The organism is Streptomyces sp. Ac-502 (genome assembly GCF_045222935.1).
Lineage (GTDB): Bacteria > Actinomycetota > Actinomycetes > Streptomycetales > Streptomycetaceae > Streptomyces > Streptomyces monomycini.
The window spans coordinates 6,677,340-6,702,824 of record NZ_JBHFFO010000001.1 but is presented as its reverse complement, the minus strand read 5'-3'; the positions used below and the strand labels follow the sequence as shown (position 1 = coordinate 6,702,824).

15 protein-coding genes and 4 pseudogenes are annotated in these 25,485 nt (G+C 71.9%); 12 read left to right on the top strand and 7 right to left on the bottom strand.

Annotation, left to right across the window (positions count from 1 at the left end; translation table 11 throughout):
- Positions 1-80: 80 nt before the first annotated feature.
- On the bottom strand, positions 81-2,330 hold the full coding sequence (locus ACEXOX_RS30685) for a transglycosylase domain-containing protein (protein ID WP_406524317.1): 2,250 nt from the start codon (positions 2,328-2,330) through the stop codon (positions 81-83).
- A 291-nt stretch (positions 2,331-2,621) separates the two neighbouring features.
- On the opposite strand from ACEXOX_RS30685, the gene ACEXOX_RS30680 reads away from it, so the two are divergent.
- The 8 genes and pseudogenes from ACEXOX_RS30680 to ACEXOX_RS30645 all read left to right on the top strand — a co-directional run bounded on the left by ACEXOX_RS30680 (position 2,622) and on the right by ACEXOX_RS30645 (position 13,593).
- On the top strand, positions 2,622-3,599 hold the full coding sequence (locus ACEXOX_RS30680) for an SPFH domain-containing protein (RefSeq protein ID WP_406524316.1): 978 nt from the start codon (positions 2,622-2,624) through the stop codon (positions 3,597-3,599).
- 143 nt (positions 3,600-3,742) lie between these two features.
- The gene (locus ACEXOX_RS30675) at positions 3,743-3,994 is read left to right on the top strand and encodes a hypothetical protein (RefSeq protein ID WP_406526517.1); all 252 of its coding nucleotides are present in this window, start codon (positions 3,743-3,745) and stop codon (positions 3,992-3,994) included.
- 219 nt (positions 3,995-4,213) lie between these two features.
- The gene (locus tag ACEXOX_RS30670; protein ID WP_406524315.1) at positions 4,214-4,900 is read left to right on the top strand and encodes an ABC transporter ATP-binding protein; all 687 of its coding nucleotides are present in this window, start codon (positions 4,214-4,216) and stop codon (positions 4,898-4,900) included.
- A pseudogene (locus ACEXOX_RS30665) lies at positions 4,897-7,309 on the top strand (FtsX-like permease family protein). The gene ACEXOX_RS30670 and the pseudogene ACEXOX_RS30665 overlap by 4 nt, the downstream one beginning before the upstream one ends.
- A gap of 105 nt (positions 7,310-7,414) precedes the next feature.
- A complete protein-coding gene (locus ACEXOX_RS30660) occupies positions 7,415-7,939 on the top strand; it encodes a PadR family transcriptional regulator (RefSeq protein ID WP_406524314.1) in 525 nt (174 codons plus the stop codon).
- Complete coding sequence (locus tag ACEXOX_RS30655) at positions 7,936-8,625, top strand: ABC transporter ATP-binding protein (protein WP_406524313.1); 690 nt, start codon at positions 7,936-7,938, stop codon at positions 8,623-8,625. The genes ACEXOX_RS30660 and ACEXOX_RS30655 overlap by 4 nt, the downstream gene beginning before the upstream one ends.
- An 82-nt stretch (positions 8,626-8,707) precedes the next feature.
- Positions 8,708-11,145, top strand: a pseudogene (locus ACEXOX_RS30650) (ABC transporter permease).
- Positions 11,146-11,151: 6 nt separating this feature from the next.
- Positions 11,152-13,593, top strand: a complete 2,442-nt coding sequence (locus ACEXOX_RS30645) for an FtsX-like permease family protein (protein WP_406524312.1) — start codon at positions 11,152-11,154, stop codon at positions 13,591-13,593.
- A gap of 105 nt (positions 13,594-13,698) precedes the next feature.
- Here ACEXOX_RS30645 and ACEXOX_RS30640 read toward each other — a convergent pair whose 3' ends face one another.
- Positions 13,699-14,655, bottom strand: a complete 957-nt coding sequence (locus ACEXOX_RS30640; protein ID WP_406524311.1) for a LysR substrate-binding domain-containing protein — start codon at positions 14,653-14,655, stop codon at positions 13,699-13,701.
- A gap of 564 nt (positions 14,656-15,219) precedes the next feature.
- Positions 15,220-15,570 (bottom strand): Lsr2 family protein, encoded by a 351-nt coding sequence (locus ACEXOX_RS30635; protein WP_030020694.1) that lies wholly within the window; start codon positions 15,568-15,570, stop codon positions 15,220-15,222.
- A gap of 360 nt (positions 15,571-15,930) precedes the next feature.
- Here ACEXOX_RS30635 and ACEXOX_RS30630 point away from each other — a divergent pair, with 360 nt between their 5' ends.
- From ACEXOX_RS30630 to ACEXOX_RS30620, 3 genes are all read left to right on the top strand, one after another.
- The gene (locus ACEXOX_RS30630; protein WP_030020693.1) at positions 15,931-16,485 is read left to right on the top strand and encodes a peroxiredoxin; all 555 of its coding nucleotides are present in this window, start codon (positions 15,931-15,933) and stop codon (positions 16,483-16,485) included.
- 35 nt (positions 16,486-16,520) lie between these two features.
- A complete protein-coding gene (locus tag ACEXOX_RS30625) occupies positions 16,521-17,054 on the top strand; it encodes an alkyl hydroperoxide reductase (RefSeq protein WP_406524310.1) in 534 nt (177 codons plus the stop codon).
- A gap of 93 nt (positions 17,055-17,147) precedes the next feature.
- Positions 17,148-18,863, top strand: a complete 1,716-nt coding sequence (locus tag ACEXOX_RS30620) for an alpha/beta hydrolase (protein WP_406524309.1) — start codon at positions 17,148-17,150, stop codon at positions 18,861-18,863.
- A gap of 79 nt (positions 18,864-18,942) precedes the next feature.
- Here ACEXOX_RS30620 and ACEXOX_RS30615 read toward each other — a convergent pair whose 3' ends face one another.
- The 4 genes and pseudogenes from ACEXOX_RS30615 to ACEXOX_RS30600 all read right to left on the bottom strand — a co-directional run bounded on the left by ACEXOX_RS30615 (position 18,943) and on the right by ACEXOX_RS30600 (position 24,229).
- Positions 18,943-20,427 carry an AI-2E family transporter gene (locus tag ACEXOX_RS30615; RefSeq protein WP_406524308.1) on the bottom strand — a complete coding sequence of 495 codons (1,485 nt, stop codon included), beginning with the start codon at positions 20,425-20,427 and terminating at the stop codon, positions 18,943-18,945.
- 207 nt (positions 20,428-20,634) lie between these two features.
- On the bottom strand, positions 20,635-21,336 hold the full coding sequence (locus tag ACEXOX_RS30610) for a transglycosylase SLT domain-containing protein (protein WP_031000815.1): 702 nt from the start codon (positions 21,334-21,336) through the stop codon (positions 20,635-20,637).
- Positions 21,337-21,740: 404 nt separating this feature from the next.
- Positions 21,741-23,062: pseudogene (locus tag ACEXOX_RS30605) on the bottom strand (PhoH family protein).
- Positions 23,063-23,431: 369 nt separating this feature from the next.
- Positions 23,432-24,229 (bottom strand): isoprenyl transferase, encoded by a 798-nt coding sequence (locus ACEXOX_RS30600; protein ID WP_406526516.1) that lies wholly within the window; start codon positions 24,227-24,229, stop codon positions 23,432-23,434.
- 170 nt (positions 24,230-24,399) lie between these two features.
- Here ACEXOX_RS30600 and mgrA point away from each other — a divergent pair.
- Positions 24,400-25,388, top strand: a pseudogene (gene mgrA / locus ACEXOX_RS30595) (L-glyceraldehyde 3-phosphate reductase).
- Positions 25,389-25,485: the final 97 nt, after the last annotated feature.

The following is a 25,485-nucleotide window of genomic DNA, read 5'->3' as shown; positions in this document are numbered from 1 at the left end:
GAGCGCGGACAGCGGAACGGAAACGGCCGTGACCCCCACCTGCGCGGTGGGGGCCACGGCCCTCGGCGCGGGGCGCCGGATCAGCCCAGGTCGTCGAGGCCGGGCGGGCGGCCGTTGCTGCCGTTGCCGCCGCTGCCGGTGGTCGGGGTGGCGGGCGGTGTCTCCGGGGGCGTGGGCGTCCGGGACGGCGTGTGCGACGGGGTGCGCGACGGCGTCTGGGACGGCGTGTGCGACGGGGTGTTGCTCGGCGTGTGCGACGGGGTCTGGCTCGGCGTCTGGGACGGCGTGTGCGACGGGGCCTGGCTCGGCGGCGGGGCGTTGGTCGGTGCGACCCCGGCGCCGAGGTCGGTCTCCAGGTCGAACTTGGCCCCGGCGTCGTCGCCGATCGCCGCCGCGGTGTAGGCGGCCCAGACCTCGGCCGGGTAGCCGCCGCCGTTGACGCGGCCGCCGCCCCCGGTGCCCTTGAGCGAGACCTGCTTGCCGCCCTTGGCCTCCTCGCCGAACATGCCGACCGCGGTGACCAGCTTCGGCGTGTAGCCGACGAACCACGCCGACTTGTTGTCGTCGGAGGTACCGGTCTTGCCGGCCGCCTGGTAGTCGGCGCCGCCCATCGCCTTCTTGGCCGTACCGTCGTTGACCACACCGCGCAGTACGGAGGTGACGGTGTCGGCGGTCCCGCGGGTCAGCACCTGGGAACCGACCGGGTCGGGCAGCTCGACCTCCTGCGCGCCGTGCTGCGCCTTGGCGACCAGGGACGGTTCGACCTTCTTGCCGTGGTTGTCGAGCGTGGCGTAGGCGGCGGCCATCTGGAGCGGGCTGGCGCCCATGCTGCCGAGCGTCATCGCGGGCTGGACGTCCATCCGGCTGCCGTCCATGCCGAGGCTGACCGCGGTCTTCTTGACCGCGTCCAGGCCCACGTCGGCGCCCATCTGCGCGAAGACGGAGTTGACGGAGTTGTTGGTGGCCTGCTGGACGCTGATCCGGCCGTAGTTGACCTCGTCCTCGTTCGGCGGGGCGAACGGCTTGGAGCTGTTGACCACCGGGCGGCGGTTGCGGCCGTCGTAGACCGTGTCGGGGGTGATGGGCACCCCGGACTGGGTCTTGGCGTGGTTCTCCAGGGCGGAGGCGAAGATCAGCGGCTTGAACGTGGAGGCGGGCTGGAAGTCGGCCCGGGTGGCGTTGTTCGTGTAGTGCTTGGTGTAGCCCGCGCCGCCGTACATCGCCACGACATGGCCGGACGCGGGGTCGACCGAGACGGCACCGAGCTGGGCGTCCCGGTCCGCCTTGCGCTGGGACGGGTCGAGGTCGTCGGTCAGCTTCGTCTTGACGGCCTTCTCCAGGTCCTGCTGCTTCTTCTTGTCGATGGCCAGGGTGATGGTCCAGCCGCCGGCCATCAGCTCCTTCTCGTCGACGCCCTTGCGGATCAGCTCGTCGTTGGCGGCGTTGATGAAGTACCCGACCTGGCCGGCCACACCGGGCAGCGGCTTGGGCTTGATGGGCTTCTGGAACGTCTGCTTCTGCCGGTCGGCCTCGTCGAGCCACTTCATCTCGACCATGTTGTTGAGCGTGTACGCCCAGCGCTCCTGCACCCGCTTCTTGCCGGCGTCGGAGGCGATGGCCCAGTCGTACTGGCTGGGGGCCTGGAGCAGGGAGGCCAGGTAGGCGCCCTGACTGACGGTCAGCTTGTCGACGTCCACGCCGTAGTACGCCTGGGCGGCCGCCTGGATGCCGTACGCGCCGCGGCCGTAGTAGCTGGTGTTCATGTACCCGGCGAGGATCTCGTCCTTGTCGAGCTTGTTGTCCACCTTGAGGGAGATGACGATCTCCTGGAGCTTGCGGCTGACCGTCTGCTCCTGGCTCAGGTAGTAGTTCTTGACGTACTGCTGGGTGATGGTCGAGCCGCCCTGCTTGCCCTGACCCTTGAGGGTGTTGAGGATGCCGCGCAGGGTGCCCTTCAGGTCGACGCCGGAGTCCTGGTAGAAGGTCTTGTTCTCGGCCGCGACGAAGGCGTGCTGGACGTGCTTGGGGATCTGGTCGATCTTGACGGTCTCGCGGTTCACCGCCTTGTCCGCGCCCTTGCGGGCCATGACCGAGCCGTCGGCGTACTTGTAGACGTTGCTCTGGCTGGTGGCCTGGAAGTTCCCCTCGTCGGGGACGTCCACGTACAGGTACAGCCCGAGGAAGCCGAGGATGCCCAGCAGGCACACGCCGAGGAAGGCCCCGAGGAGCTTCTTCCAGGTGAAGAAGCGGCGCATGCCGCCCTTCTCGCCCTTCGGCTTCGCCCGGCGCTTACGCCCTTGAGCCGCTCGCCTCGCGTCCGCTCGCCCCATCGCTCCCGCAACTCCAGTCGTTCCGCCCCCAATAACTCAACTCACGAAGCTAACACCGCATCTGTCAGCAAATGCTCATCGATCAAGGCTTTTCCCGACGTGACAAAGAGCACCCGGGCCGGGGGAACCGTCCCGTGAGGATGCCGTACCTCTCTGAGAGGCTTCTTAAAGTGCTATCACTTTGCTAGTCTGGCGAAAGCACAGTCGGCCCGTACGGATCCGGCCACCGCACCGACCACGCGGCGGCCCGGCGCGGGCTCCGAGGAATGTCACGAGAAACGGGGAGACGACATGTCCGACCAGACACCGCCCGGCGGCAGCGACAGGACGGGCGGCGGCGCGCAGCTCGCGGCCGACGCCCCGCCGATGCCCCGCCCGCAGGTCCGCGAGACGGTGGCGCACAGCATCCCGGGCGGCCTGGGCCTGCTGCTCACCGTCCTCGGCGTGTTCGCCGGGCTGGGCCTGATCATCGGTGGTGGGCTGCTCGCCGCCGACGGGACCAAGGCGGCGGGCGTGCCGCTGATCATCCTCGGCGTGCTGCTGCTGGTGGGCTCGCTCTTCTGCATGACGGGCGTGAAGATGGTCGCCCCCGGCGAGGCCCGGGTCATCCAGCTCTTCGGGCGCTACGTCGGCACCATCCGCGAGGACGGCCTGCGCTGGGTGAACCCGCTGACCGCCGACCGCAAGATCTCCACCCGTGTCCGCAACCACGAGACCGCGGTCCTGAAGGTCAACGACGCGTACGGCAACCCGATCGAGCTGGCCTCCATCGTGGTGTGGCAGGTCGAGGACACCGCGCAGGCGCTGTTCGAGGTCGACGACTTCCTGGAGTTCGTCGCCACCCAGACCGAGGCGGCGGTACGGCACATCGCCATCGAGTACCCGTACGACGCGCACGACGAGGACGCGCTGTCGCTGCGCGGCAACGCCGAGGAGATCACCGAGAAGCTGGCCGTCGAACTGACCGCCCGGGTGCAGGCCGCGGGCGTGCGGATCATCGAGTCCCGCTTCAGCCACCTCGCGTACGCGCCCGAGATCGCCTCGGCGATGCTCCAGCGGCAGCAGGCCGGCGCGGTCGTGGCGGCCCGCCAGCAGATCGTCGAGGGCGCGGTCGGCATGGTCGAGATGGCGCTGGCCCGCATCAGCGAGCAGGACATCGTGGAACTGGACGAGGAGCGCAAGGCGGCCATGGTCAGCAACCTGATGGTGGTGCTGTGCGGCGACCGGGCCGCCCAGCCCGTACTGAACACCGGGTCCCTCTACCAGTGAGCGAGGGCGGCTCCCAGGACGCACCCCGGGACGCTTCCGGGGCCGCCGGGCCTGATCCCGGGACTGCCGGGCCTGAACCCGGGGCCGCCGGGCCCGCGGACGGCGGCCAGGCGCCGAAGCGGCGGGCGCAGCGGCGCAAGCAGATGCTGCTGCGGCTCGACCCGCTGGTCCACGACGCGCTCGCCCGCTGGGCCGACGACGAGCTGCGCAGCGCCAACGCCCAGGTGGAGTTCCTGCTGCGGAAGGCCCTGGCGGACGCGGGTCGGCTGCCGAAGGGCGCGGGCGGGCTGCCGCGCCGGGGGCGGCCGCCGAAGGCCGCCGGGCCGGAGGGCGCGGAGGGCACGGCGGGCGACAGGGAGCCGGAGCCGCCGGAAGCGGCCGGTCCGGGCGAGTGAACACGAGGGGTGCCGGAGGGCCGGTCCGAACACGGGCCGGGCCTCCGGCCGCTTCCGGCGTGGGTATACACCACAGGTATACACACCATGTAGAGTGGCGGACACGTCCTGCCGGGAAGCTTTCCGGGCGCCGCACACGGCCCCCGCACCGCTCCCGCCGGCGGAGCCCCGTCCCCGCCGCCCGGACCCGTCCCTGCCCGCACTTCCGGAGGCCCTCGTATGACCCCGGCCGGTTCCCTGCTCAAGGCCAGCGCGCTGCACAAGGCGTACGGCTCGACCAACGCGCTCGACGGCGCCGAGTTCTCCATCCACCCCGGCGAGGTCGTCGCCGTCATGGGCCCGTCCGGCTCCGGCAAGTCGACCCTGCTGCACTGCCTGGCCGGGATCGTCCGCCCGGACTCCGGCAGCGTCCTGTACGGCTCGCGCGACCTGACGCAGATGAGCGACGCCCAGCGCAGCGCCCTGCGCCGCGCCGACTTCGGCTTCGTCTTCCAGTTCGGGCAGCTCGTCCCCGAACTGACCTGCGTGGAGAACGTGGCCCTGCCGCTGCGCCTGAACGGCGTCAAGCGCAAGGAGGCCGAACAGCGCTCCCAGGAGTGGCTGGAGCGGCTGGAGGTCGGCGCGGTGGCGGCCAAGCGGCCCGGCGAGGTCTCCGGCGGGCAGGGCCAGCGCGTCGCGGTGGCCCGCGCCCTCGCCGCACGCCCCCGCGTGATCTTCGCGGACGAGCCCACCGGCGCCCTCGACAGCCTCAACGGCGAGCGCGTGATGACCCTGCTGACCGAGGCGGCCCGGGACACCAACGCCGCCGTCGTCCTGGTCACCCACGAGGCCCGGGTCGCCGCCTACTCCGACCGCGAGATCGTCGTCCGCGACGGGCAGGCCCGGGAAATGGCGGGCACCGTATGACCGCCGTCGAGAACCGCCCCGGCCCCACCGACCAGGAGGAGTCCCGGGCCAAGGCCCCGGCCGGGATCGCCGTCTGGTTCCGCGACCTCGTCATGGGGATGCGCTTCGCGGTCGGCAGTGGCCGCGAGGGCTGGACCCGTACGCTGCTGACCGCCGTCGGCGTCGGCCTGGGTGTGGCGCTGCTGCTGGGCGCCTCCTCCGTACCGAGCCTGCTGGGCAACCGTTCCGAGCGGAGCAACGCGCGCAACATCGAATTCGGGGAGCAGGCGCAGCGCTCCGACAGCTCCTTCCTCTTCCAGCGCGTGGGCTCCCAGTTCCGCGGCGACAGCGTGGACGGCGTCCTGCTGCGTCCGGAGGGCGGCAACCCCGCGCTGCCGCCCGGCGTGGACACGATGCCCGGTCCGGGCGAGGCGGTCGTCTCCCCTCGCTGAAGAAGCTGCTGGACTCCCCGGACGGCAAGCTGCTGCACGACCGGCTCCCGTACCGCGTGGTCGGCACCATCGGCCAGGCGGGGCTGATCGGCCCCGCCGAGAACTACTACTACGCGGGCAGCGACCAGCTCTCCCTGAAGAACAGCGGCACCAACCGCGCCTCCGAATTCGGGTGGAAGATCCAGTCTTCCGACATGGACCCCGTCCTGCTGGTCCTGATCCTGATCGGCTGCGTCGTCCTGCTGATGCCGGTGGCCATCTTCATCGCCACCGCCGTCCGCTTCGGCGGCGAGCGCCGCGACCGGCGGCTGGCCGCGCTGCGGCTGGTGGGCGCGGACAACCACATGGTGCGCCGGATCGCCGCCGGGGAGGCCCTGCTCGGCTCGCTGTTCGGGCTGGCCGTCGGCGCCGGGCTGTTCCTGTTCGGCCGGCAGTTCATCGGCGCGGTCGACATCAGCAGCCTCAACGCCTTCCCCACCGACCTGTCGCCCGTGCCCGCCCTGGCCGTCCTGATCCTGCTGGCCGTCCCGGCGTCGGCCGTCGTCGTGACGCTCCTGGCGCTGCGCGGCATCGCCATCGAGCCGCTGGGCGTCGTCCGCAGCGCGGTACCGCGCCGTCGGCGCCTGTGGTGGCGGCTGCCGATCCCGGTCGTCGGGCTGGTGCTGCTGGCGATGTTCGGGACGGTCGACAAGAAGTCGGGGTCCGTCAACACGTACGCGATCGCCGGCGGCGCGGCGCTGACGCTGCTGGGCCTGACCATGCTGCTGCCGTGGCTGGTGGAGGCGGTCGTGGCGCGCTTCAAGGGCGGCCCGGTCCCCTGGCAGCTGGCCGCCCGCCGGCTCCAGCTGAGCAGCAGCAGCGCGGCCCGCGCGGTCAGCGGCATCACGGTCGCCGTGGCCGGTGCCATCGCCCTCCAGATGCTCTTCTCCGCGGTCGGGGACGACTTCACCAAGGACACCGGACAGGACACGTCCCGTGCGCAGATGCAGGTGATGCTGCCTGCCCGGGACGGCGCCACGACGCAGAAGATGATCGACGCGTTCGAGCACACCCAGGGCGTCAGCGGCGTCATCGCGACCATCGCGTCGCGGGTCTCCTCCCCGGCCCGGAGCGCGGCGAGGGCGGCTACCCGCTGAGCACCTCGGTCACGGTCGGCACCTGCGAGACGCTGCAGGAGGTCAGCCGGCCCGGCCCGTGCAAGGACGGCGACGTCTTCGTGATCAAGGGCAGCGGTCCCGGCGCGTTCGTGGACGAGGACCTGCCCAAGGTCGTCCGTCCCGGCGCCCAGGTGCTGCTCAACGGCTTCGACGACGACGGCAAGATCGTGGGCCCGCCCAGCCGGTGGACCCTGCCCCGGACGATCCGCCCCGTACAGGGCCGGCCCGACCCGACCGGCGAGCACGCCACCGGCCTGTACGCCACCATGGGCGCGGTCGACATCAAGAAGCTGGACGTCCCCACGACCAAGGCCATGGTGCGGCTGGACCCGTCCGTCCCGGACGCCGCCGAGCACGCGCGCAACACCGCGGCCCGTTTCGACCTGACGGCCAGCGTCTTCCAGCTCACGGACACCACCGACGACCGGCGCTTCGTCAGCGTGCGCAACGGCCTGCTGATCGCTTCCGTCGCCACCATGACGCTGATCGCCGCCAGCATGCTGGTCACCACCCTGGAGCAGCTGCGCGAACGCCGCCGCCTGCTGTCGGTCCTGGTGGCCTTCGGCACCCGGCGCGGCACCCTCGCCTGGTCCGTGCTGTGGCAGACCGCCGTCCCGATGGTCCTCGGCCTGACGCTCGCGGTGGCCGGCGGCCTGGGCCTCGGCCGGGTGCTGCTGGGCCTGGCGGACAAGAGCGGCGTCGCGTGGTCGGTGGTCTGGCCGCTGCCGCTGTTCGGCGCGGGTCTGATCCTGCTCGTGACGCTGCTCAGCATGCCGCCGCTGTGGCGGATGATGCGCGCGGACGGGCTGCGTTCGGAGTGATCCGGCGCCGCCGTGCCCCGGGGTCCGCCCCGGGTCCCGGGGCACGGCGGCGCTCTGCACGACGCGTATACACCACGGCTGTAGCGACGAAGTAAGGTGGTCGGCATGTCAATCGGTCATACGCTTCTGGGCCTCCTGGAATCCGGGCCCCGCCATGGCTACGACCTGAAGCGGGCGTTCGACGAGCACTTCGGCCACGACCGCCCGCTGCACTACGGACAGGTCTACTCGACCATGTCCCGCCTGCTGAAGAACGGCCTCGTCGAGGTGGACGGCGTCGAGGCGGGCGCGGGTCCCGAGCGCAAGCGTTACGCCATCACGGACGCCGGCGTCACCGACGTCGCCCATTGGCTGGCCCGCCCCGAGAAGCCCGAACCGTACCTCCAGTCCACGCTCTACACGAAGGTGGTCCTGGCCCTGCTCACCGAGCGGGACGCCGCCGAGCTGCTCGACACCCAGCGCACCGAGCACCTGCGCCTGATGCGCGGCCTGACCGAGCGCAAGCGCAAGGGCGACCTCGCCGACCAGCTCATCTGCGACCACGCCCTGTTCCACCTGGAAGCCGACCTGCGCTGGCTGGAGCTGACCGCCGCCCGTCTGGACAAACTGGCCGCGGTGATCGGCCGGTGACGCCCGCGGGTTCGCTGCTGGTCGCCGAGGCCCTGCACAAGTCGTTCGGACAGACGCACGCGCTGGACGGGGTGGACTTCTCCATCCACCCCGGCGAGGTCGTCGCCGTCATGGGCCCCTCCGGCTCCGGCAAGTCGACCCTGCTGCACTGCCTGGCGGGCATCGTCCTGCCGGACTCCGGCACGGTCCGCTACGGCGACCACGAGGTGACGGGGATGAACGACGCCCAGCGCAGTGCCCTGCGCCGCGCCGACTTCGGCTTCGTCTTCCAGTTCGGTCAGCTCGTCCCCGAACTGACCTGCCTGGAGAACGTCGCCCTCCCGCTGCGCCTGAACGGCGTCAAGCGCAAGGAGGCGCAGCGGCACGCCCGTGAGTGGCTGGAGCGGCTGGAGGTCGAGGACACCGGAGCCAAGCGGCCGGGTGAGGTCTCCGGCGGGCAGGGCCAGCGCGTCGCGGTGGCCCGCGCCCTCGCCGCACGCCCCCGCGTGATCTTCGCCGACGAGCCCACCGGCGCCCTCGACTCCCTCAACGGCGAACGCGTGATGACCCTGCTCACGGACGCCGCCCGGGACACCAACGCCGCCGTCGTCCTGGTCACCCACGAGGCCCGGGTCGCCGCCTACTCCGACCGCGAGATCGTCGTCCGCGACGGCAAGGTGAAGGACATGCTGGCGGGCCTGCGGTGACTTCGCCCGCCGCCCCCGCCCCGCCCGGCACCCCCGTCCCGCCCGTTCCGGGCAGGACCGCTGCCCCGTTCGGCACCGCCGGATGACGCTGCTCGGCCCGCGTACCAAGAACGGCGCCGCAGGCTCCGGCGGCCCGCCCGCAGCCCCCGGGGAGGCGGCCGTACCCGGCTCCCCTCCCGCCGGGCCCGCCGTCTGGGCCCGCGATCTCGCCACCGGGCTGCGCTTCGCCGCGGGCGGCGGCCGGGAGGGCTGGATCCGTACGGCGCTGACCGCCGTCGGCGTCGGTCTCGGCGTCGCCGTCCTGCTGCTCGGCTCGTCCGTGCCGTCCCTGATCGACTCCTGGCACGGCCGGGAGAAGGCCCGCGAGAACCTGGGCCAGGCGAACCCGCCGCGCCCCGCCGACGACACACTGCTGTACGCCCACGCCGACACCCGTTACCACCACCAGAACATCCGCGGCCGGCTCGTCGAGCCCGACGGCAAACACCCGCCGAAGCCGCCGGGCGTCGCCGCGCTCCCCGCCCCGGGGACCATGCTGGTCTCCCCCGCCTCAAGGAGCTGCTGGACTCGCCCGACGGCACGGCGCTGCGCGAACGGCTCCCGTACCGCGTCGTGGGCACCATCGGCGACGCCGGGCTCCAGGGGCCGGCCGAACTGACCTTCCTCGCGGGCAGCTCCGCGCTGGACGAACGGCTCGGCGCCGACCGCATCGACCACTTCGGGCTGGAGTTCGTCCAGCGCCCGCTGCGGGCCCCCGCGGTGGTGCTGGTCATCATGACGTGCGTGGCGCTGCTGACGCCGGTCATGGTCTTCATCGGCACCTCCGTACGGTTCGGCAACGAACGCCGCGAACTGCGGCTCGCCGCGCTGCGCCTGGTCGGTGCCGACATCCGCACGACCCGGCGGATCGCCGCCGGGGAGACGCTGCTCGGCTCGCTGGCGGGCCTGGTGCTGGGCGCCGGGTTCTTCCTCGGCGGGCGGCAGTTCGCCTCGCTGGTGACCCTGTGGGACATCAACGTCTTCCCGTCGGACATCACCCCGGACCCGGTGCTGGCCGCGCTGATCGCGGTGCTGGTGCCGTCCGCCGCCGTCCTGGTGACGCTGTTCGCGCAGCGCGGGGTGACGGTCGAGCCGCTGGGTGTCGTACGCAGCCGGCCGCCCGTCCGGCGCCGGCTGTGGTGGCGGCCGCTGGTGCCGCTGGCCGGGGCCGGGCTGCTGGTGACCGTCTCCCGGGACGCCGGCCAGGTGGACAGCGCGCTGAACACCACCCGGCTCGCCGTCGGCGCGACCCTGCTGCTGCTCGGCGTCACGGCGCTGCTGCCATGGCTGGTCGACGCGGTGGTGCGGCGGCTGCACGGCGGCCCGGTGCCCTGGCAGCTGGCCACCCGGCGGCTCCAGTCGCACAGCGGGGCGGCCACCCGCGCGGTCGCCGGCATCACCGTCGCGGTCGCCGGGGCCATCGCCGTCCACATGACCTTCACCGGGATGCAGGCCGGGTTCGCCGAGAGCTACGCCCGCAACGGCCGCCCGGTGGTCGAGATGACCGGGGGCACGGAGGGCTGGGAGCAGACCCGGCAGGCGCTCGCGGTGCTGCGCGGCACCGAAGGGGTCAGCCGGGCGGACGGCGCGCTCGAATCCTCGGTGTCGGCCGCGGGCGACCGGGGCCGGCTGATGGGGGGCAGCGACTTCCGCATGGTGGACGGCGTGTTCGCCACCGTCGCCGACTGCGCCGGACTGTCCCGGCTCGCCGAGATCGGCTCCTGCCGGGACGGTGACGTCTTCCGTACCGACAACCTGCCGGACGACACCTTCGCCACACCGGGCGCCCGGCTCAACCTCGACCCGCCCGAGGGCTTCGGCCCCACCCGCCCGCCGCAGGTGTGGACGCTGCCCGCCACGACCCGTACCGTCCGCGCGAAGACCGCCGACGACGGCCTGCCCGCCCGCGGCATCCTGATCACCCCGTCCGCGGTGGACGTGCACCGGATGCACCGCCCCCTGCTGCACCTGACGGTCCGCTACGACCCCGCCGCCCCGGACGCGGTGGAGCGCATCCGTACCGCGGCGGCGCGCATCAACCCGTCGATGGCCGTGGTCTCGCTGGCCGAGAACCGGCACGACGGGCAGTACGACAGCCTGCGCACCGGCCTGTTCCTCGGCGCGGTGGTCACCCTGCTGCTGATCGGCGCGGGCCTGGTGATCTCCACCGTGGAGCAGTTGTACGAGCACCGGCGGCTGCTGTCGGTGCTGGACGCGTTCGGCACCCGGCGCCGCACGCTGGGCTGGTCCGTCCTGTGGCAGACCGCGATCCCCGTCGCGCTGGGCCTGCTGCTCGCTGTCGGGAGCGGGCTGGCGCTGGGCACGCTGCTGCTGTGGCTGATCGACAGCGCGGCGTTCGTGGACTGGCCGGTGGTGGCGGCGATGGCGGGCGCCGGGGCCGGGGTCATCCTGCTGGTGACGGTGGCCAGTCTGCCGCCGCTGTGGCGCATGATGCGGCCGGACGGCCTACGGACGGAGTGAACGCAGGTGGAGAAGGACCGACGGCACCTGGTCGGGAGCTGGTGCCGTGATCTCGGCATGGGCGTACGGTTCGCGGCCGGTGGCCGGGAGGGCTGGATCCGTACGGCGCTGACCGCGCTCGGCGTGGGGCTGGGCGTCGCGGTCCTGCTGGTCGCCGCCGCCGTCCCGCACGCCGTGTCCACCGCCGTCGCCCGCGACCAGGCCCGCTCCGACACGTTCAGCCCCCGCTCGACCACCGCCACCGACCGCACGCTGCTGGTCGCCCAGACCGACACCGCCTACCGGGACCGGCCCGTCCGCGGGCGCCTGGTGCGCCCGGACGGGGACCGGCCCGCCACCCCGCCCGGTGTGCCGCGCCTGCCGGGGCCCGGCGAGATGGTCGTCTCGCCCGCTCTCGCGGACCTGCTGGCCTCCTCGGACGGCGCGGACCTGCGCGACCGTTTCCGGGGCGTCCGTACGGTGGGACGGATCGGCGCCGAGGGACTGACCGGCCCGGACGAACTGGCGTACTACCAGGGGTCGGACCGGCTCACCGGCGTCCGGGCGGGCACCACGCGGATCGCCTCCTTCGGCGGCGGCCCCGACGCCGCCTTCCCCACCGACCAACCGCAACTGCTGCTGGCGATCCTCGTCGGCAGTGTGGCCCTGCTGGTGCCCGTGGCCGTGTTCATCGCCGCCGCCGTGCGCTTCGGCGGGGAGCGCCGGGACCGGCGGCTGGCGGCGCTGCGGCTGGTGGGCACCGACCGCGCCACCACCCGGCGGATCGCGGCCGGCGAGGCGCTGGCCGGGGCGCTGCTGGGCCTGCTCACCGGTGCCGCCGTGTTTCTGGCCGCCCGGTGTCCGCTGTCGGGGATACGGGTGCTGGACTTCGGAGTCTTCCCCACCGACGTCGTACCGGACTGGCGGCCGGCCGCCCTCGTCGCACTGGCCGTACCCGCGTGCTCGGTGGGTGTCGCCCTGCTGACGATGCGCCGGATCACGGTCGAACCGCTCGGGGTGACGCGCTCGGCACCGCCGGTGCGCCGGCGCCTGTGGTGGCGGCTGCTGCTGCCCGTCGTGGGTGCCGCGCTGCTGTGGCCGGTGACGGTCGGCGACACGGCGATGGTGGGCACCAGGGTCGCGGCCCAGGTGGTCGCGGGCACCTCGCTGCTCCTGCTGGGGGTCGCGGCGCTGCTGCCGTGGCTGCTGGACGCGGTGGTCTCCCGGATCGGCTCGGGCGGCGGGCCGTCGTGGCAACTGGCCGTGCGGCGGCTCCAGTTGAGCACCACCACGGCGGCGCGCTCGGTCAGCGGCATCACCGTGGCGGTCGCCGGTGTCGTCGCCGTGCAGCTGCTGCTGGCCGGCGTCCGGACCAACGAGCTGCCGGACCCGCTCCCGGTACCCCGCGAGCACCAGATGGTGGTCGCGGACCGGGGCGGGGAGCTGCCGGTGGCCGGCGCTCCCGGGATGTTCGACCGGCTGCGGGGGACCAGGGGCGTGCGGAGCGTGTACGGCGCGCTGCTCAGCGAGGCGGGCCCGCTGCCGTCCGCAGGCCACCGGGCCGCCGCGGCGGACGGCCGGGAGGAGATCGCCGATCCCGCGCCCTACCGGCTGGCCGTCGCCGACTGCGACGCGCTGCGCCGGATGGTCCGTACCGACCGGTGTGCCGACGGTGACGTGTTCTACACCCCTCCCCGGGCCTTCCGGGAGGACGGCACGGAAACGGTTCTGCCCGCCGCCGACGCACCCCCGGTCCCCCGGCCCGGCACCCGGCTGGCCATCTCCCCGGACGCCGGAAGCCGTCCGGCCGCCTGGACGGTCCCGCACACCGTACGCACCGTCGACACGCTCCCCAGCTTCTTCTCGCTGCACGAGGCCAACATCCTCGCGACACCCGGCGCCCTGGATCCCGCGCTGCTGCGGTCCCCGTCCGCCGAGTTCGAGGTCCACCTCGACCCTGACCGGCCGGAAGCCGTCGAGTACGTACGCAACACGGCGGCGCAGATCGACCCGCGCCTGGACGCCATGCCCCTGTGGGACACCTCCACCAGGAGCAGCGAGCGGCAACCCGAGCTGTACGACATCGTCCGCGCGGCGCTCCAGGCCGGTGCGGTGGGGGTGCTGTGCCTCATCGGGGCGGGCCTGCTCATCTCCGTACTGGAGCAACTGCGCGAGCGACGGCTGTTGTTGTCGGCCCTGGACGCCTTCGGCACGCCGCGCCGCACGCTCGGCCGGTCGGTGCTGTGGCAGACCGCCATACCCGTCGTCCTCGGCCTGGCCCTCGCGGTCGGCTGCGGCCTGTCGGTCGGCCTCCTGCTGCTGCACCTGGTGCACAAGCCGATGCTGCCGGACTGGCCGGGCATCGCCGCCCTCGCCGGTACGGCCGGGGCGGTGGTCCTCGCGGTGACCGCGCTCAGCCTGCCGCTGCTGTGGCGGCTGATGCGGCCGGACGGGCTGCGTACGGAGTAGGCGGGGCGCCGGGGCGGGGCGGGTACGTGAGCCGGGGCTGAACCGCAGGCCGGGGCAAGGCATCAGGCCGGGGTGGGCCGCCGTACGCCCGGTCCGCGGCCCGGCTCACTCGGCGATCCGTACCGGAAGGCCCTTCATCGCCTCGCGCAGCGCCGCCGCGAACTCCTCGAACTCGCCTTGGCGCGCCGCACCCGACCGCATGGCCAGCGCGATCCGCCGGGACGGCGCCGGGTCGGCGAAGTACCCGGTCGTGAGCTGGTCGTTGCGGGCCGTCTCGACACGCAGCGCGGTGCGCGGCAGCAGCGTGACGCCCAGGCCGCCCGCGACCAGCTGGACCAGGGTCGACAGCCCGGCCGCGCTGGTGGTCACCGGCGCGCCCTCGTCGCGGCCCGCCTCCCGGCAGATGTCCAGCGCCTGGTCGCGCAGGCAGTGTCCCTCGTCCAGCAGCAGCAGGTCCATGTCCTTGAGCGCCTCGCGCGGGATGTCGCCGCGCCCGCCCAGCCAGTGGTCCGTCGGTGCGACCAGCACGAAGTCCTCGTCGAACAGCGGGAGTTCGGTGATGGTCGGGGCGCCCAGCGGCACGGCGAGCAGCAGCAGGTCCAGCCGCCCCTGCTGAAGGCCGTCCAGCAGCGACCCGGTCTGTTCCTCGTGGACCTGGAGCTCCAGGTCGGGGTACGTGTCGCGCACCAGCCGCAGGACGGTCGGCAGCAGGTACGGGGCGACGGTCGGGATCACCCCGAGCCGCAGCACGCCGGTGAACGGCGCACGGGCCGCCTCCGCCTCCTCCATCAGGTCACCCACCGCTTCCAGTACGGTACGGGCGCGGGCGGCGACCCGCTCCCCGGCGGGCGAGAGCAGCACCTTACGGGTGGTCCGCTCCAGCAGCTGCACCCCGAGCGTCTCCTCCAGGGCCGACACGGCGCCGGACAGGGCGGGCTGGCTCATGCCGATCTCCGCCGCGGCCTCCCGGAAGTGCAGGTGCTCGGCCACCGCGGCAAAGGCCCGCAGCTGCGCCAGGCTGGGCTGCCGCGGCCGGGCCCCGGGATTCGTGGGGGATGCCACCGATAGCCACCTCCGATCAGAGTGATCCAGTCTAATCGCGGGGCAGGCTCGTCCCCGGGGAAGGACTTTTCGGCGCAAGGGTCCGGAGCGCGGTGGCCGGGGTAATGCCCCTCCGCGTTACCGACGGGTTTCGGCGCGGGCGCCGGCGGGCACCTTCCAGCAGGCACGCGGCGCGCATTTGAGGGCCGGGAATCCCGTCACCCTATTTCGACGGTCGCCCGCGGGATTGCGGACCGGACGCCCGGTCGGATTCTCCCGGCCCGACAGCGTTTTCCCGCGCAGGGCACCGCAGGTGCCACACGGGCACCCGCCGCCGACGGGATCGGGGATACGGCTTCGCGGGGATACCGCCGGAAGGGATACGGCCGCAGCGGGATACCCCCTGTTCCCGGCAGCCGTGCCGCCGGATTTCCGGCAGCCGCGATCAGCCGCCGTCCGGAGGGCGGCAGCCGACGCCGAAAATCCGGCGCACCGGCCGCCACCAGCACCGTTCTCCAGGCCGGGGGCCTGGACCGGCCGAAATCCGTCCGCCGTCACGACGTCTTCGGCCGGCTCGGGCAACGCCTACTTGGTGGCGTTCTGGTACGCCTCACGGATATCGGCGGACACCCGGCCGCGCTCGTTCACCTCGTAGCCGTTCTCCTTGGCCCAGGCGCGGATCTTCGCGGTCTCACCCGAACCCGAAGCCGCGGCGGAGCCGCTCGCCTTGCGTGCCCCGGCGCCCGCCTTCACCCGTCCGGTACGGCGTCCGGCCTTCAGGAAGGGACCGATCGCCTCCAGCAGCTTGTCGTAGCTGTCCGGGGCGAGGTCGACCTCGTATGCAATACCGTCGACCGCGAGTGCGTGCGTGGCGACCTCCGTGGATTCTTCCCCGGTGAGGTCATCCGTGTAAATAGTGACGATCTTCTGTGCCATGCGGGTGATTGTACGTCTCGCGGCTCGCGCTGGGGCCATTCTTTGGCGAGGTGCGTGAACCGGGGAACATCGTTTCGGAGATAGCCGGTGGATTCCCCGGAATCCCGCCCCTTTTCGACCGATCCGGCATTGTTGTGCACGGCCGCGCATACCCCACGACGGCCCGGCCCGCCAGAGGAGCAGATCGCTCCCGGCCGGATCGCCGCCGCCGGACACACCCCGCCCACTGATAGCCAGCACCGATCAACACTTCTTGATCTGGCTATTTCCCCGATCAATGACCCCTGTGGCAGTGTAGGGAACCGTCCAACCCCTCGCGTAAGCCCTGTATCAGGACTTACGGCACACGAAGGAGAGCCTGTGCTCACTGTCGGTGACAAGTTCCCCGAGTTCGATCTGACCGCCTGCGTGTCGCTGGAGAGCGGCAAGGAGTTCGACCAGATCAACCACAAGACCTACGAAGGCAAGTGGAAGATCGTCTTCGCCTGGCCCAAGGACTTCACCTTCGTGTGCCCCACGGAGATCGCCGCCTTCGGCAAGCTGAACGACGAGTTCGCCGACCGCGACGCCCAGATCCTCGGCTTCTCCGGTGACTCCGAGTTCGTGCACCACGCCTGGCGCAAGGACCACCCGGACCTGACCGACCTGCCCTTCCCGATGCTGGCCGACTCCAAGCACGAGCTGATGCGCGCGCTCGGCATCGAGGGCGAGGACGGCTTCGCGCAGCGTGCCGTCTTCATCGTGGACCAGAACAACGAGATCCAGTTCACCATGGTGACCGCCGGTTCCGTCGGCCGTAACCCCAAGGAGGTCCTGCGGGTCCTCGACGCGCTGCAGACCGACGAGCTGTGCCCCTGCAACTGGAGCAAGGGCGACGAGACCCTCGACCCGGTCGCGCTGCTCTCGGGCGAGTGAAGCGCGGCTAGCAGCGAACCGGAAGGAGATCCGTCATGGCTCTCGATGAACTGAAGTCCGCCGTCCCGGACTTCGCCAAGGACCTGAAGCTGAACCTCGGTTCGGTGATCGGCAACAGCGAGCTGCCCCAGCAGCAGCTCTGGGGCACCGTCCTGGCCTGCGCGATCGCCTCGCGCTCGCCGAAGGTGCTGCGCGAGCTGGAGCCGGAGGCCAAGGCCAACCTCTCCGCCGAGGCGTACGCCGCGGCCAAGTCCGCCGCCGCCATCATGGCGATGAACAACGTGTTCTACCGGACCCGGCACCTGCTGTCGGACCCGGAGTACGGCACGATGCGCGCCGGCCTGCGGATGAACGTCATCGGCAACCCGGGCGTGGAGAAGGTCGACTTCGAGCTGTGGTCGCTGGCCGTCTCGGCCATCAACGGCTGCGGCATGTGCCTGGACTCGCACGAGCAGGTGCTGCGCAAGGCGGGCGTGGACCGCGAGACGATCCTTGAGGCCATCAAGATCGCTTCCGTCCTCCAGGCCGTCGGCGCGACCCTCGACTCCGAGGCCACCCTCGCCGAATAGGTGAACCGGAGGCGTCCCCGCCGGGGCGCCCGGCCGGTACGACAGAGCCCCGTGGACCACGCGTCCGCGGGGCTCTGCGCATAATGAGAGCACATGTCCGTTCTGCACCTCGTCGTCCGGTGGCTCAGACGTCCGTACTGGGACGCCCCGGACCCCGCCCGGGTCGTCCGCCGCTGGCCCGACCTCACCGCCTGCTGCGTCGCGGCGCTCTTCTTCTGGCTCTCCCTCACCCCGTCGCTGCTCCCCCGCCCCTGGTACCTCCAGGGCCTGATCGGCGGCATCACCGCCGCCGTCGGCTACACCGCCGGAGCTGCGGCGAGCGCCCTCTTCCGCGCGCTGTGCCGGTACCGCCCCGCCGAACGCACCCGCGCCCGCTGCTGGCTTGCCTTCCACGTCCTGGGGCTCGTGCTGTCCACGGCGGCCGTCTCCTGGAGCGCCCACGCCCAGCGCCGGCTGCGCCGCCTCCAGGAGGTCGAACCCTCCCTGGTCTGGCACACCCCGATGATCATCCTGATCGCGGTGGCGGTCTGCGTCCTGTTCGTGCTGCTCGCCCGCTGCGTACGGCTGGTGGCCCGGCGGCTCGCCCGGTTCTTCGGCCGCTGGGTGCCGCGCCCCGCCGCGTACGTGATCGGTGCGGCGCTGACCGCGCTGCTGGTCGCGGTCGGCTCCAAGGACGTCCTGTACGAGCGCGGCTTCATCGACCTCGTCGACCGGATCTCCAAGGCCGCGAACCTGAGCACCGCCGACGGCATCACCCAGCCCGCCTCCGCGTACGTCTCCGGCGGCCCCACCTCCGTCGTCGACTGGGAAGAACTCGGGGCCGAGGGCCGCAACTTCATCGGCTCGGTGCCCCGCAAGCAGGACATCACCGCCTTCACCGGCCGCCCGGCCAAGGACCCGGTCCGCGTGTACATCGGCGAACAGGAGGGCGGCGACGCGCACTTCCGGCGCACCGCCGACCTCGCCGTACAGGAGCTGGAGCGCACCGGCGGCTTCGACCGCAAGGTGCTGGCCCTGCTGGGCACCACGGGCAGCGGCTGGGTGGACCCGCGGATGCCGGAGCCGCTGGAGTACATGTACGGCGGTGACTCCGCGATCGTCGCGACCCAGTACTCGTACCTGCCGTCCTGGATCTCCTTCCTCGTCGACAAGGAAAAGGCGGCGCGGGACGCCCGCGCGGTGTTCGACGCGGTGTACGCGAAGTGGTCCGCGCTGCCCGCCGACGACCGCCCCAAGCTGGTCGTGGGCGGCGAAAGCCTCGGCACGTACGCGACCGAGGCGGGCTTCGGCAGTCTGGACGACATGCTCGGCAAGGTGGACGGCGCGCTGCTGGCCGGGCCGCCCAACGTCAGCCCGGTCTGGCGGGAGGTGACCGCCGGGCGCGACCGCGGCAGTCCGGTGTGGCGTCCGGAGTACGACCACGGGCGGCACGTCCGCTTCGCGCAGTACCCGCAACGCGATCTGCGGCGCCCCGACGGGCCGTGGGGGCACCCCCGGGTGGTCTATCTCCAGAACGCCTCGGACCCGGTGGTGTGGTGGTCCCCCGACCTGCTCTTCCACCGTCCCGCCTGGCTGAACCGCCCGCTCGGCCCGGACGTCACCGACGAGATGCGCTTCTGGCCGGTCATCACCTTCTGGCAGACCACCGTCGATCTGGCGGTCTCCTTCGGCGCGCCGCCGCCGCACGGCCACCGCTACGGAACGGGCGCGGTGGACGGCTGGGCGGCGGTCGTCCCGCCGCCTGGCTGGACCGACCGGGACACGGCCCGGCTGCGGGCGTACGAGGGCGCGAAGGACGCGCCGTACTGAGTCGCCCCGTGCTGGGCGGGCGGCCGGACGCCGTACTGAGCGGCCGCCCCGGCCCCGGGTGTCCGGGGCCGACGCCGGGTCAGTCCCGCGGGTCGCCGCCCTTCGGCGGGGACGGCGCGACGTCCAGCGCCGTGGCGCCGTGCGGGGGCGGCGCCATCCTCAGGGCCTGTTCCCGTGAGTACGAGCGCAGATAGCCGACGACCGTGTTGGTGACCGCGACCAGCGGGACCGCGACGACCGCGCCGCCGATGCCGGCCACCAGGCCGCCCGCGGCCACCGACAGGATGACGGCGAGCGGGTGGACCCGTACCGCGCGGCCCAGGATGAACGGCTGGAGGATGTGACCCTCGATCTGCTGCACCGCCAGGACGACCGCGAGCACCATCAGCGCGGCGAAGACGCCCTGGGTCACCAGCGCGACCACGCACGCCAGCGCGCCCGAGACGACCGCGCCCACCAGCGGGACGAAGGCGAACAGGAAGATGAAGACGGCGAGCGGCACGGCCAGCGGCACGTCGAGGAAGTAGAGGCCGATGCCGATGAAGATGGCGTCGATCAGCGCCACTATCACCGTCCCGCGCACATAGGCGGTCAGGGTGCGCCAGGCGCGCGGTCCGGCGCCCGCCACGCCCTCGCGCGCCGCGCTCGGTACCAGCTTGAGCACCCAGTTCCAGATGCGCCGGCCGTCGTACAGCAGGAAGAGCGTGGTGAACATCGCCAGCAGGATGCCGGTGAGCACCTCCAGGACGACCGTGACGCCCTCCAGGCCGGCCGAGGTGATCGCCTCCGTGTTGGCGCCGACGGCGTCCTGGAGGTTCTTGGCGATGTTGTTGATCTGGTCCTCGGTGACATGGAACGGGCTGTCGAGCAGCCAGCCCTTGAGTTCGGTGATGCCTTCCTGGATACGGCTGGACACCGAGTCAATATTGTCCTGAACCTGCCATACGACGAACCATCCGACCAGCCCCATGATGACGAACCCGGCGATGAACGTCAGCGCCGTGGCGAGCCCCCGCGGCACGCCACGGCGCTTGAGCCAGGCGACGGTCGGCTGGAGCAGCGCGGTGATCAGCAGCGCGGCGACGAACGCCAGCACGGCGAGCTGGACGGAGGTGATGACCTTGGCCAGCACCCAGATCGCCGCGGCCAGGATCAGCAGCCGCCAGCTCGCCTCGGCCGCGACCCGGACACCCCACGGCACCGCGGCCACCGGGTCGGGGCGGGGCGCGACGGCAGGCGCGTACGTCGGCGGGGCCGGCACCGAGTCCGGCGGCTGGTGCGCGTCCTCCGGCGCGTCGGGCGCGTCAGCTGCTTCGGGCGCGTGCGGCGCATGGGGCGCGTTGGTGCCGCCGGACGGCCCACCGTCGGGCTGCGCGCCGGTGTACGTACCGGCGTACGCGTCGTCGTGCGGCGCACGGGGCCCGGCCGCGCGCCCGGCAGGCCTCAGCTCCGGGTCGCTCTCTTCCTCCGCGGCCTCCGCGCGGCGGCGCTGGTCCTCCAGCCGCTGCGCGATCCGCGTCAGACCGGCACCGAGGCCACCGACCCACTGAGGCAATCTGGACATGTCGCTTCCTCTTCCCCTCCCGCCCCCGGTGCTGTCAGGACGACGTTACCGGTGCGGGACGCACGAAACCCCCGACGCCGTCGCGGCCGGGGGTTTCGCGTACGAAGCGGAGAGGCGGACCACCTTACGCGGTGGTCCTCCCTCACGTTCCGGTACCTGCGGCTGTTCTCCGGAACCAGCGGTTCATCGCCGGTGCCGGTGGCCGTTCTAGTACCAGTGGTTGTTCTGCCAGAAGCCCCAGGCACCACAGGGGCTGTTGTAGCGGCTGTTCATGTAGTTCAGCCCCCACTTGATCTGGGTGGCCGGGTTGGTACGCCAGTCGGAACCCGCGGAGGCCATCTTGGTGCCGGGCAGCGCCTGGACCAGGCCGTAGGCGCCGGAGGAGGCGTTGGTGGCGCGGTAGTTCCAGCCGGACTCGTGGTCCACGATGTTGCTGAAGCACTGGAACTGGTCGGCCGGCAGCATCTGCCGGGCGATGGCCTGCGTCTCGGCGATCGAGTACGACGCCTTGGCGGTGAAGGTGGACGCGTCGCGCGCGGCGGAGCGGGAGGCTTCCTTCTCCTTCTCGCGCTCCTTGGCGTCCTTCTCGGCCTTCGCCTTCTTGTCGGCCGCGTCCTTCTTGTCCTGCGCGTCCTGGGCGGCTGCCTTGCGGGCCGACTCCTGCGCGGACTTCAGCGCGGCGGCGTCCGCCTGGGTGGACGCGTCGTCCGCCTGCTGCGTAAGGGAGGCCGTCTGCACCTGGGCCTGGAGGCCCGCGGGTACGTCGGCGATCGTCGCGTCGGCCGCGGCGGCCTCGGTGTGGGCGACCGAGCCCTGCTCCTGGCCTGACGCGACGCCGACGACGGCGCCGACGGTGGTGACCGCGGTGGCGGAGGCCACGGCGAATCCCCGGACCGAGATCCGGCTCACACGCTTTCCTTCCAGCATCGTCCGCATAGGTGACCTCGCGGACGCAATCGTGCCCCTGACGCTGGCCTCCCCTTGTTCCGCCCCCGATTGAGCGGCGGGAACGGCTGGTCACGGGAGGCACGGGCCCGGTACGTCCCCCTCGGGGTCCGCGTGGTGCTCGGGCGGCATACGGCGACGCTATGCAGTTCTGGGGTTCCGCACCGCTGGGGGTGCTGGTGTGCCGTATGCGGGGCCTGACAGGACCCAGACTCTGCCCGAACCGGACGCGCGGAATCAATTCATCGTTGCGTGTGAAAGCTCACACCCCGTTTGCCGCGCGCGATCTGCGGAAAACCCCGCGCGACGCGGCGCCGCCCGGCTAAGCTCCTGCGCTTCTGCCGGGCGGCGCCGCGTTCGACAAACGGTCAGATCCTGCCGTCCTCCAGCATTTCGGTCACCAGGGCCGCGATCGGCGACCGCTCCGAGCGGGTGAGGGTGACGTGCGCGAACAGCGGATGGCCCTTCAGTTTCTCGACGACCGCCACCACCCCGTCGTACCGGCCGACCCGCAGGTTGTCGCGCTGCGCGACGTCATGGGTGAGCACGACACGCGAGTTGGCGCCGATCCGGGACAGCACCGTCAGCAGCACGTTGCGTTCCAGCGACTGCGCCTCGTCGACGATGACGAACGCGTCGTGCAGCGACCGGCCGCGGATGTGGGTCAGCGGCAGTACCTCCAGCATGCCGCGGCCCACCACCTCTTCGATCACGTCCGAGGTGGTCACCGCCGACAGCGTGTCGAAGACGGCCTGGGCCCACGGGCTCATCTTCTCCGCCTCGGTGCCCGGCAGATAGCCCAGCTCCTGCCCGCCGACCGCGTACAGCGGACGGAAGACCATCACCTTGCGGTGCTGCTGCCGCTCCAGCACCGCCTCCAGGCCCGCGCACAGCGCCAGCGCCGACTTGCCCGTACCGGCCCGCCCGCCCATCGAGACGATGCCGACCTCCGGGTCCATCAGCAGGTCGAGCGCGACCCGCTGTTCGGCGCTGCGGCCGTGGATGCCGAACGCCTCCCGGTCGCCGCGCACCAGCCGTACGCTGCCGTCCGCCGTGACCCGGCCGAGCGCCTTGCCGCGCTCGGACTGGAGCACCAGCCCGGTGTGCACGGGCAGCTCGGCGGCCTCGGGCAGGTACGCGGTCTCCTCGGCGAAGAGGCCGTCGATCTGCTCCGGCGTCGCGGTCAGCTCCGCCATGCCCGTCCAGCCGGAGTCCGTGATGGCCAGTTCGGCGCGGTACTCCTCCGCCAGCAGGCCCACCGCGGACGCCTTGATGCGCAGCGGCAGGTCCTTGGAGACGACCGTGACGTCGTAGCCCTCGGCCTGGAGGTTGCGGGCCACCGCGAGGATCCGCGAGTCGTTGTCGCCCAGGCGGAAGCCGGCGGGCAGTACGCCCGGGTCGGCGTGGTTCAGCTCGACCCGGAGGGATCCCCCAGGTCCCCGATGGGGATCGGGGCGTCCAGCCGTCCGTGCCGTACGCGGTACTCGTCCAGGAGGCGCAGGGCCTGCCGGGCGAAATAGCCGAGTTCGGGATGATGCCTCTTCGCCTCCAGTTCGGTGACCACGACGACCGGCAGCACGACTTCGTGCTCGTCGAAGCGGGACATGGAGCCTGGATCCGCCAGCAGCACGCTGGTGTCGAGGACATAGGTGCGCCGGCCGTTCTCACGGCGCTGCTTGCTGTTCACCACGGGTGGACGTACCCCTCGGATGAGGTCGGGGTGCGACGGCGTCGCGGAAGTGGAGCCGCCGCGCCGTCAGGCGGCGGGCGACAGGACCGGGCTCGGGCCACGCTGCACGGGCCGAACGCCGGCCCCCCGCGTCGTCCGTGCGGTCCGCACGGTCGTCCGTGATGTGCAAAGGGCCTCCCGGGCGGACGGCCCCGTGCCGTCCGCTGAGATACGGCATCCGATGACTGGTACTGCCGGATACCGACCTGGAAGGGATATTCCCGCGAACGTGCGCACCCATGCAATGGCATATGACGCACGGTCGGTGAACGCTTGGTTACGGATTTGGCGCGGGTGTGCTCCCGCGCCTGGAGGGGCGGCTCGGTTGGCCTAAAACCCGTAACGCCGGTGACGGGCGGCGTAGTCGCGCAGGGCGCGCAGGAAGTCCACCTTGCGGAAGGCCGGCCAGAAGACCTCGCAGAAGTAGTACTCCGAGTGGGCGCTCTGCCAGAGCATGAAGCCGGACAGCCGCTGCTCGCCGCTGGTGCGGATCACCAGGTCCGGGTCCGGCTGGCCGCGGGTGTAGAGGTGCTCGGAGATCAGGTCGATGTCGACGATGTCGGCCAGTTCCTCGAAGGAGGTACCGCGCTCGGCGTGCTCCAGGAGCAGCGAGCGCACCGCGTCCGCGATCTCCTGCCGGCCGCCGTAGCCGACGGCGACGTTGACCAGGATGCCGGTGTGGTCGGCGGTGGCCTGCTCGGCCTCCTTGAGCACCTTCTGCGTGCCGTCGGGCAGCAGGTCGCGGTTGCCGACGTGGTGGACCCGCCAGCGGCCGTCGGCGGCCAGGCCGCGCACGGTGTTCTCGATGATCCCCAGCAGCGGGTTCAGTTCCTTCTCGGACCGGTCGAGGTTGTCCGTGGACAGCATCCACAGCGTGACCACCTCGACGTCGGTCTCGGCGCACCAGCCCAGCAGCTCGCTGATCTTTTCGGCGCCGGCCTGGTGGCCCTGCACGGTGGTGCGGCCGTCGGCCCGCGCCCAGCGGCGGTTGCCGTCGAGGATGACGCCGATGTGCTTGGGGACCTGGTCGTGGTCGAGGCGGCCTTCGACCCGGCGGGCGTAGAGCCTGTAGACGAGGTTGCGCAAAGCGGGCGGGTACGGGATGCGCACCCCGGAAGATCGCAGCATTGTGGTCAAGCCCCTCCGTGCAAATGGCGGTCGCCCCCGTCGCCTCAAGTCGGCAACTTTACGTCGGGGACGACCCGGCGGCCCAATCAGGTGTGTCACAACTCCGTGATAAGGAGATGACCATGACTGATGCCTCTGTCCACATTGCCGCGAATACGCGCTACGACTCCATGGAGTACCGCCGCACCGGCCGCAGCGGTCTCAAACTCCCCGCCGTCTCCCTGGGCCTGTGGCACAACTTCGGTGACGACCGTGGCCTGGCGTCCCAGCGGGCGATCCTGCGCCGCGCCTTCGACCTGGGCGTGACCCACTTCGACCTGGCGAACAACTACGGGCCGCCGCCCGGCTCGGCCGAGCTGAACTTCGGAAAGATCTTCGCGCAGGACTTCCGGCCCTACCGCGACGAGATCGTCCTCTCCACCAAGGCCGGATATCTCATGCACCCCGGCCCGTACGGCGAATGGGGTTCGCGCAAATATCTCCTCTCGTCGCTGGATGCCTCACTGAAGCGGATGGGTGTCGATTACGTCGACATCTTCTATTCGCACCGTTTCGACCCGGACACCCCGCTGGAGGAGACGATGGGCGCCCTGGTGTCCGCCGTCCAGCAGGGCAAGGCGCTGTACGTGGGCGTCTCGTCCTACTCCGCCGAGCAGACCCGCGAAGCCGCCCGCATCCTGAAGGAGATGGGCGTCCGCCCGCTGATCCACCAGCCTTCCTACTCGATGATCAACCGGTGGACGGAGGAGGACGCCCTCCTCGACACCCTGGAGGCGGAAGGCATGGGCTGCATCTCCTTCGCCCCCTCGCCCAGGGCCTGCTCACCGACAAGTACCTGGACGGCATCCCGGAGGGCTCGCGCGCGTCGCAGGGCAAGTCGCTCGATCCGGGCCTGCTCTCGGACGACGTACGGCGGCGGCTGCGCGGCCTGAACGAGATCGCCGCGCGCCGCGGCCAGTCCCTGGCCCAGCTGGCGCTCTCCTGGGTGCTGCGGGACGAGCGGATGACCTCGGCGCTGATCGGGGCGAGCAGCGTGGCGCAGCTGGAGGCCAATGTGGCGGCGGTGGGCGCGCCGAAGATCACGGATGCGGAGCTGTCCGAGATCGAAGAGTTCGCGAAGTCGACCGACGGTGTGAACATCTGGGCCAAGCGCGGCTGATTCTGTTCGGTCCCTGACGCCTTCGCGGGGCGCTCCCCGCATCCCGCAGAGACGTTCGCACGATCCGTGTACGAAACCTGTCCGGTCATGATCATGG

Coding starts and splice junctions, on each gene's coding strand:
- ACEXOX_RS30675 (WP_406526517.1), top strand. CDS start 3,743: ATGCTGCTGCGGCTCGACCCGCTGGTCCACGACGCGCTCGCCCGCTGG.
- ACEXOX_RS30615 (WP_406524308.1), bottom strand. CDS start 20,427: ATGTCCAGATTGCCTCAGTGGGTCGGTGGCCTCGGTGCCGGTCTGACG.
- ACEXOX_RS30680 (WP_406524316.1), top strand. CDS start 2,622: ATGTCCGACCAGACACCGCCCGGCGGCAGCGACAGGACGGGCGGCGGC.
- ACEXOX_RS30625 (WP_406524310.1), top strand. CDS start 16,521: ATGGCTCTCGATGAACTGAAGTCCGCCGTCCCGGACTTCGCCAAGGAC.
- ACEXOX_RS30600 (WP_406526516.1), bottom strand. CDS start 24,229: ATGCTGCGATCTTCCGGGGTGCGCATCCCGTACCCGCCCGCTTTGCGC.
- ACEXOX_RS30660 (WP_406524314.1), top strand. CDS start 7,415: ATGTCAATCGGTCATACGCTTCTGGGCCTCCTGGAATCCGGGCCCCGC.
- ACEXOX_RS30635 (WP_030020694.1), bottom strand. CDS start 15,570: ATGGCACAGAAGATCGTCACTATTTACACGGATGACCTCACCGGGGAA.
- ACEXOX_RS30670 (WP_406524315.1), top strand. CDS start 4,214: ATGACCCCGGCCGGTTCCCTGCTCAAGGCCAGCGCGCTGCACAAGGCG.
- ACEXOX_RS30685 (WP_406524317.1), bottom strand. CDS start 2,330: ATGGGGCGAGCGGACGCGAGGCGAGCGGCTCAAGGGCGTAAGCGCCGG.
- ACEXOX_RS30620 (WP_406524309.1), top strand. CDS start 17,148: ATGTCCGTTCTGCACCTCGTCGTCCGGTGGCTCAGACGTCCGTACTGG.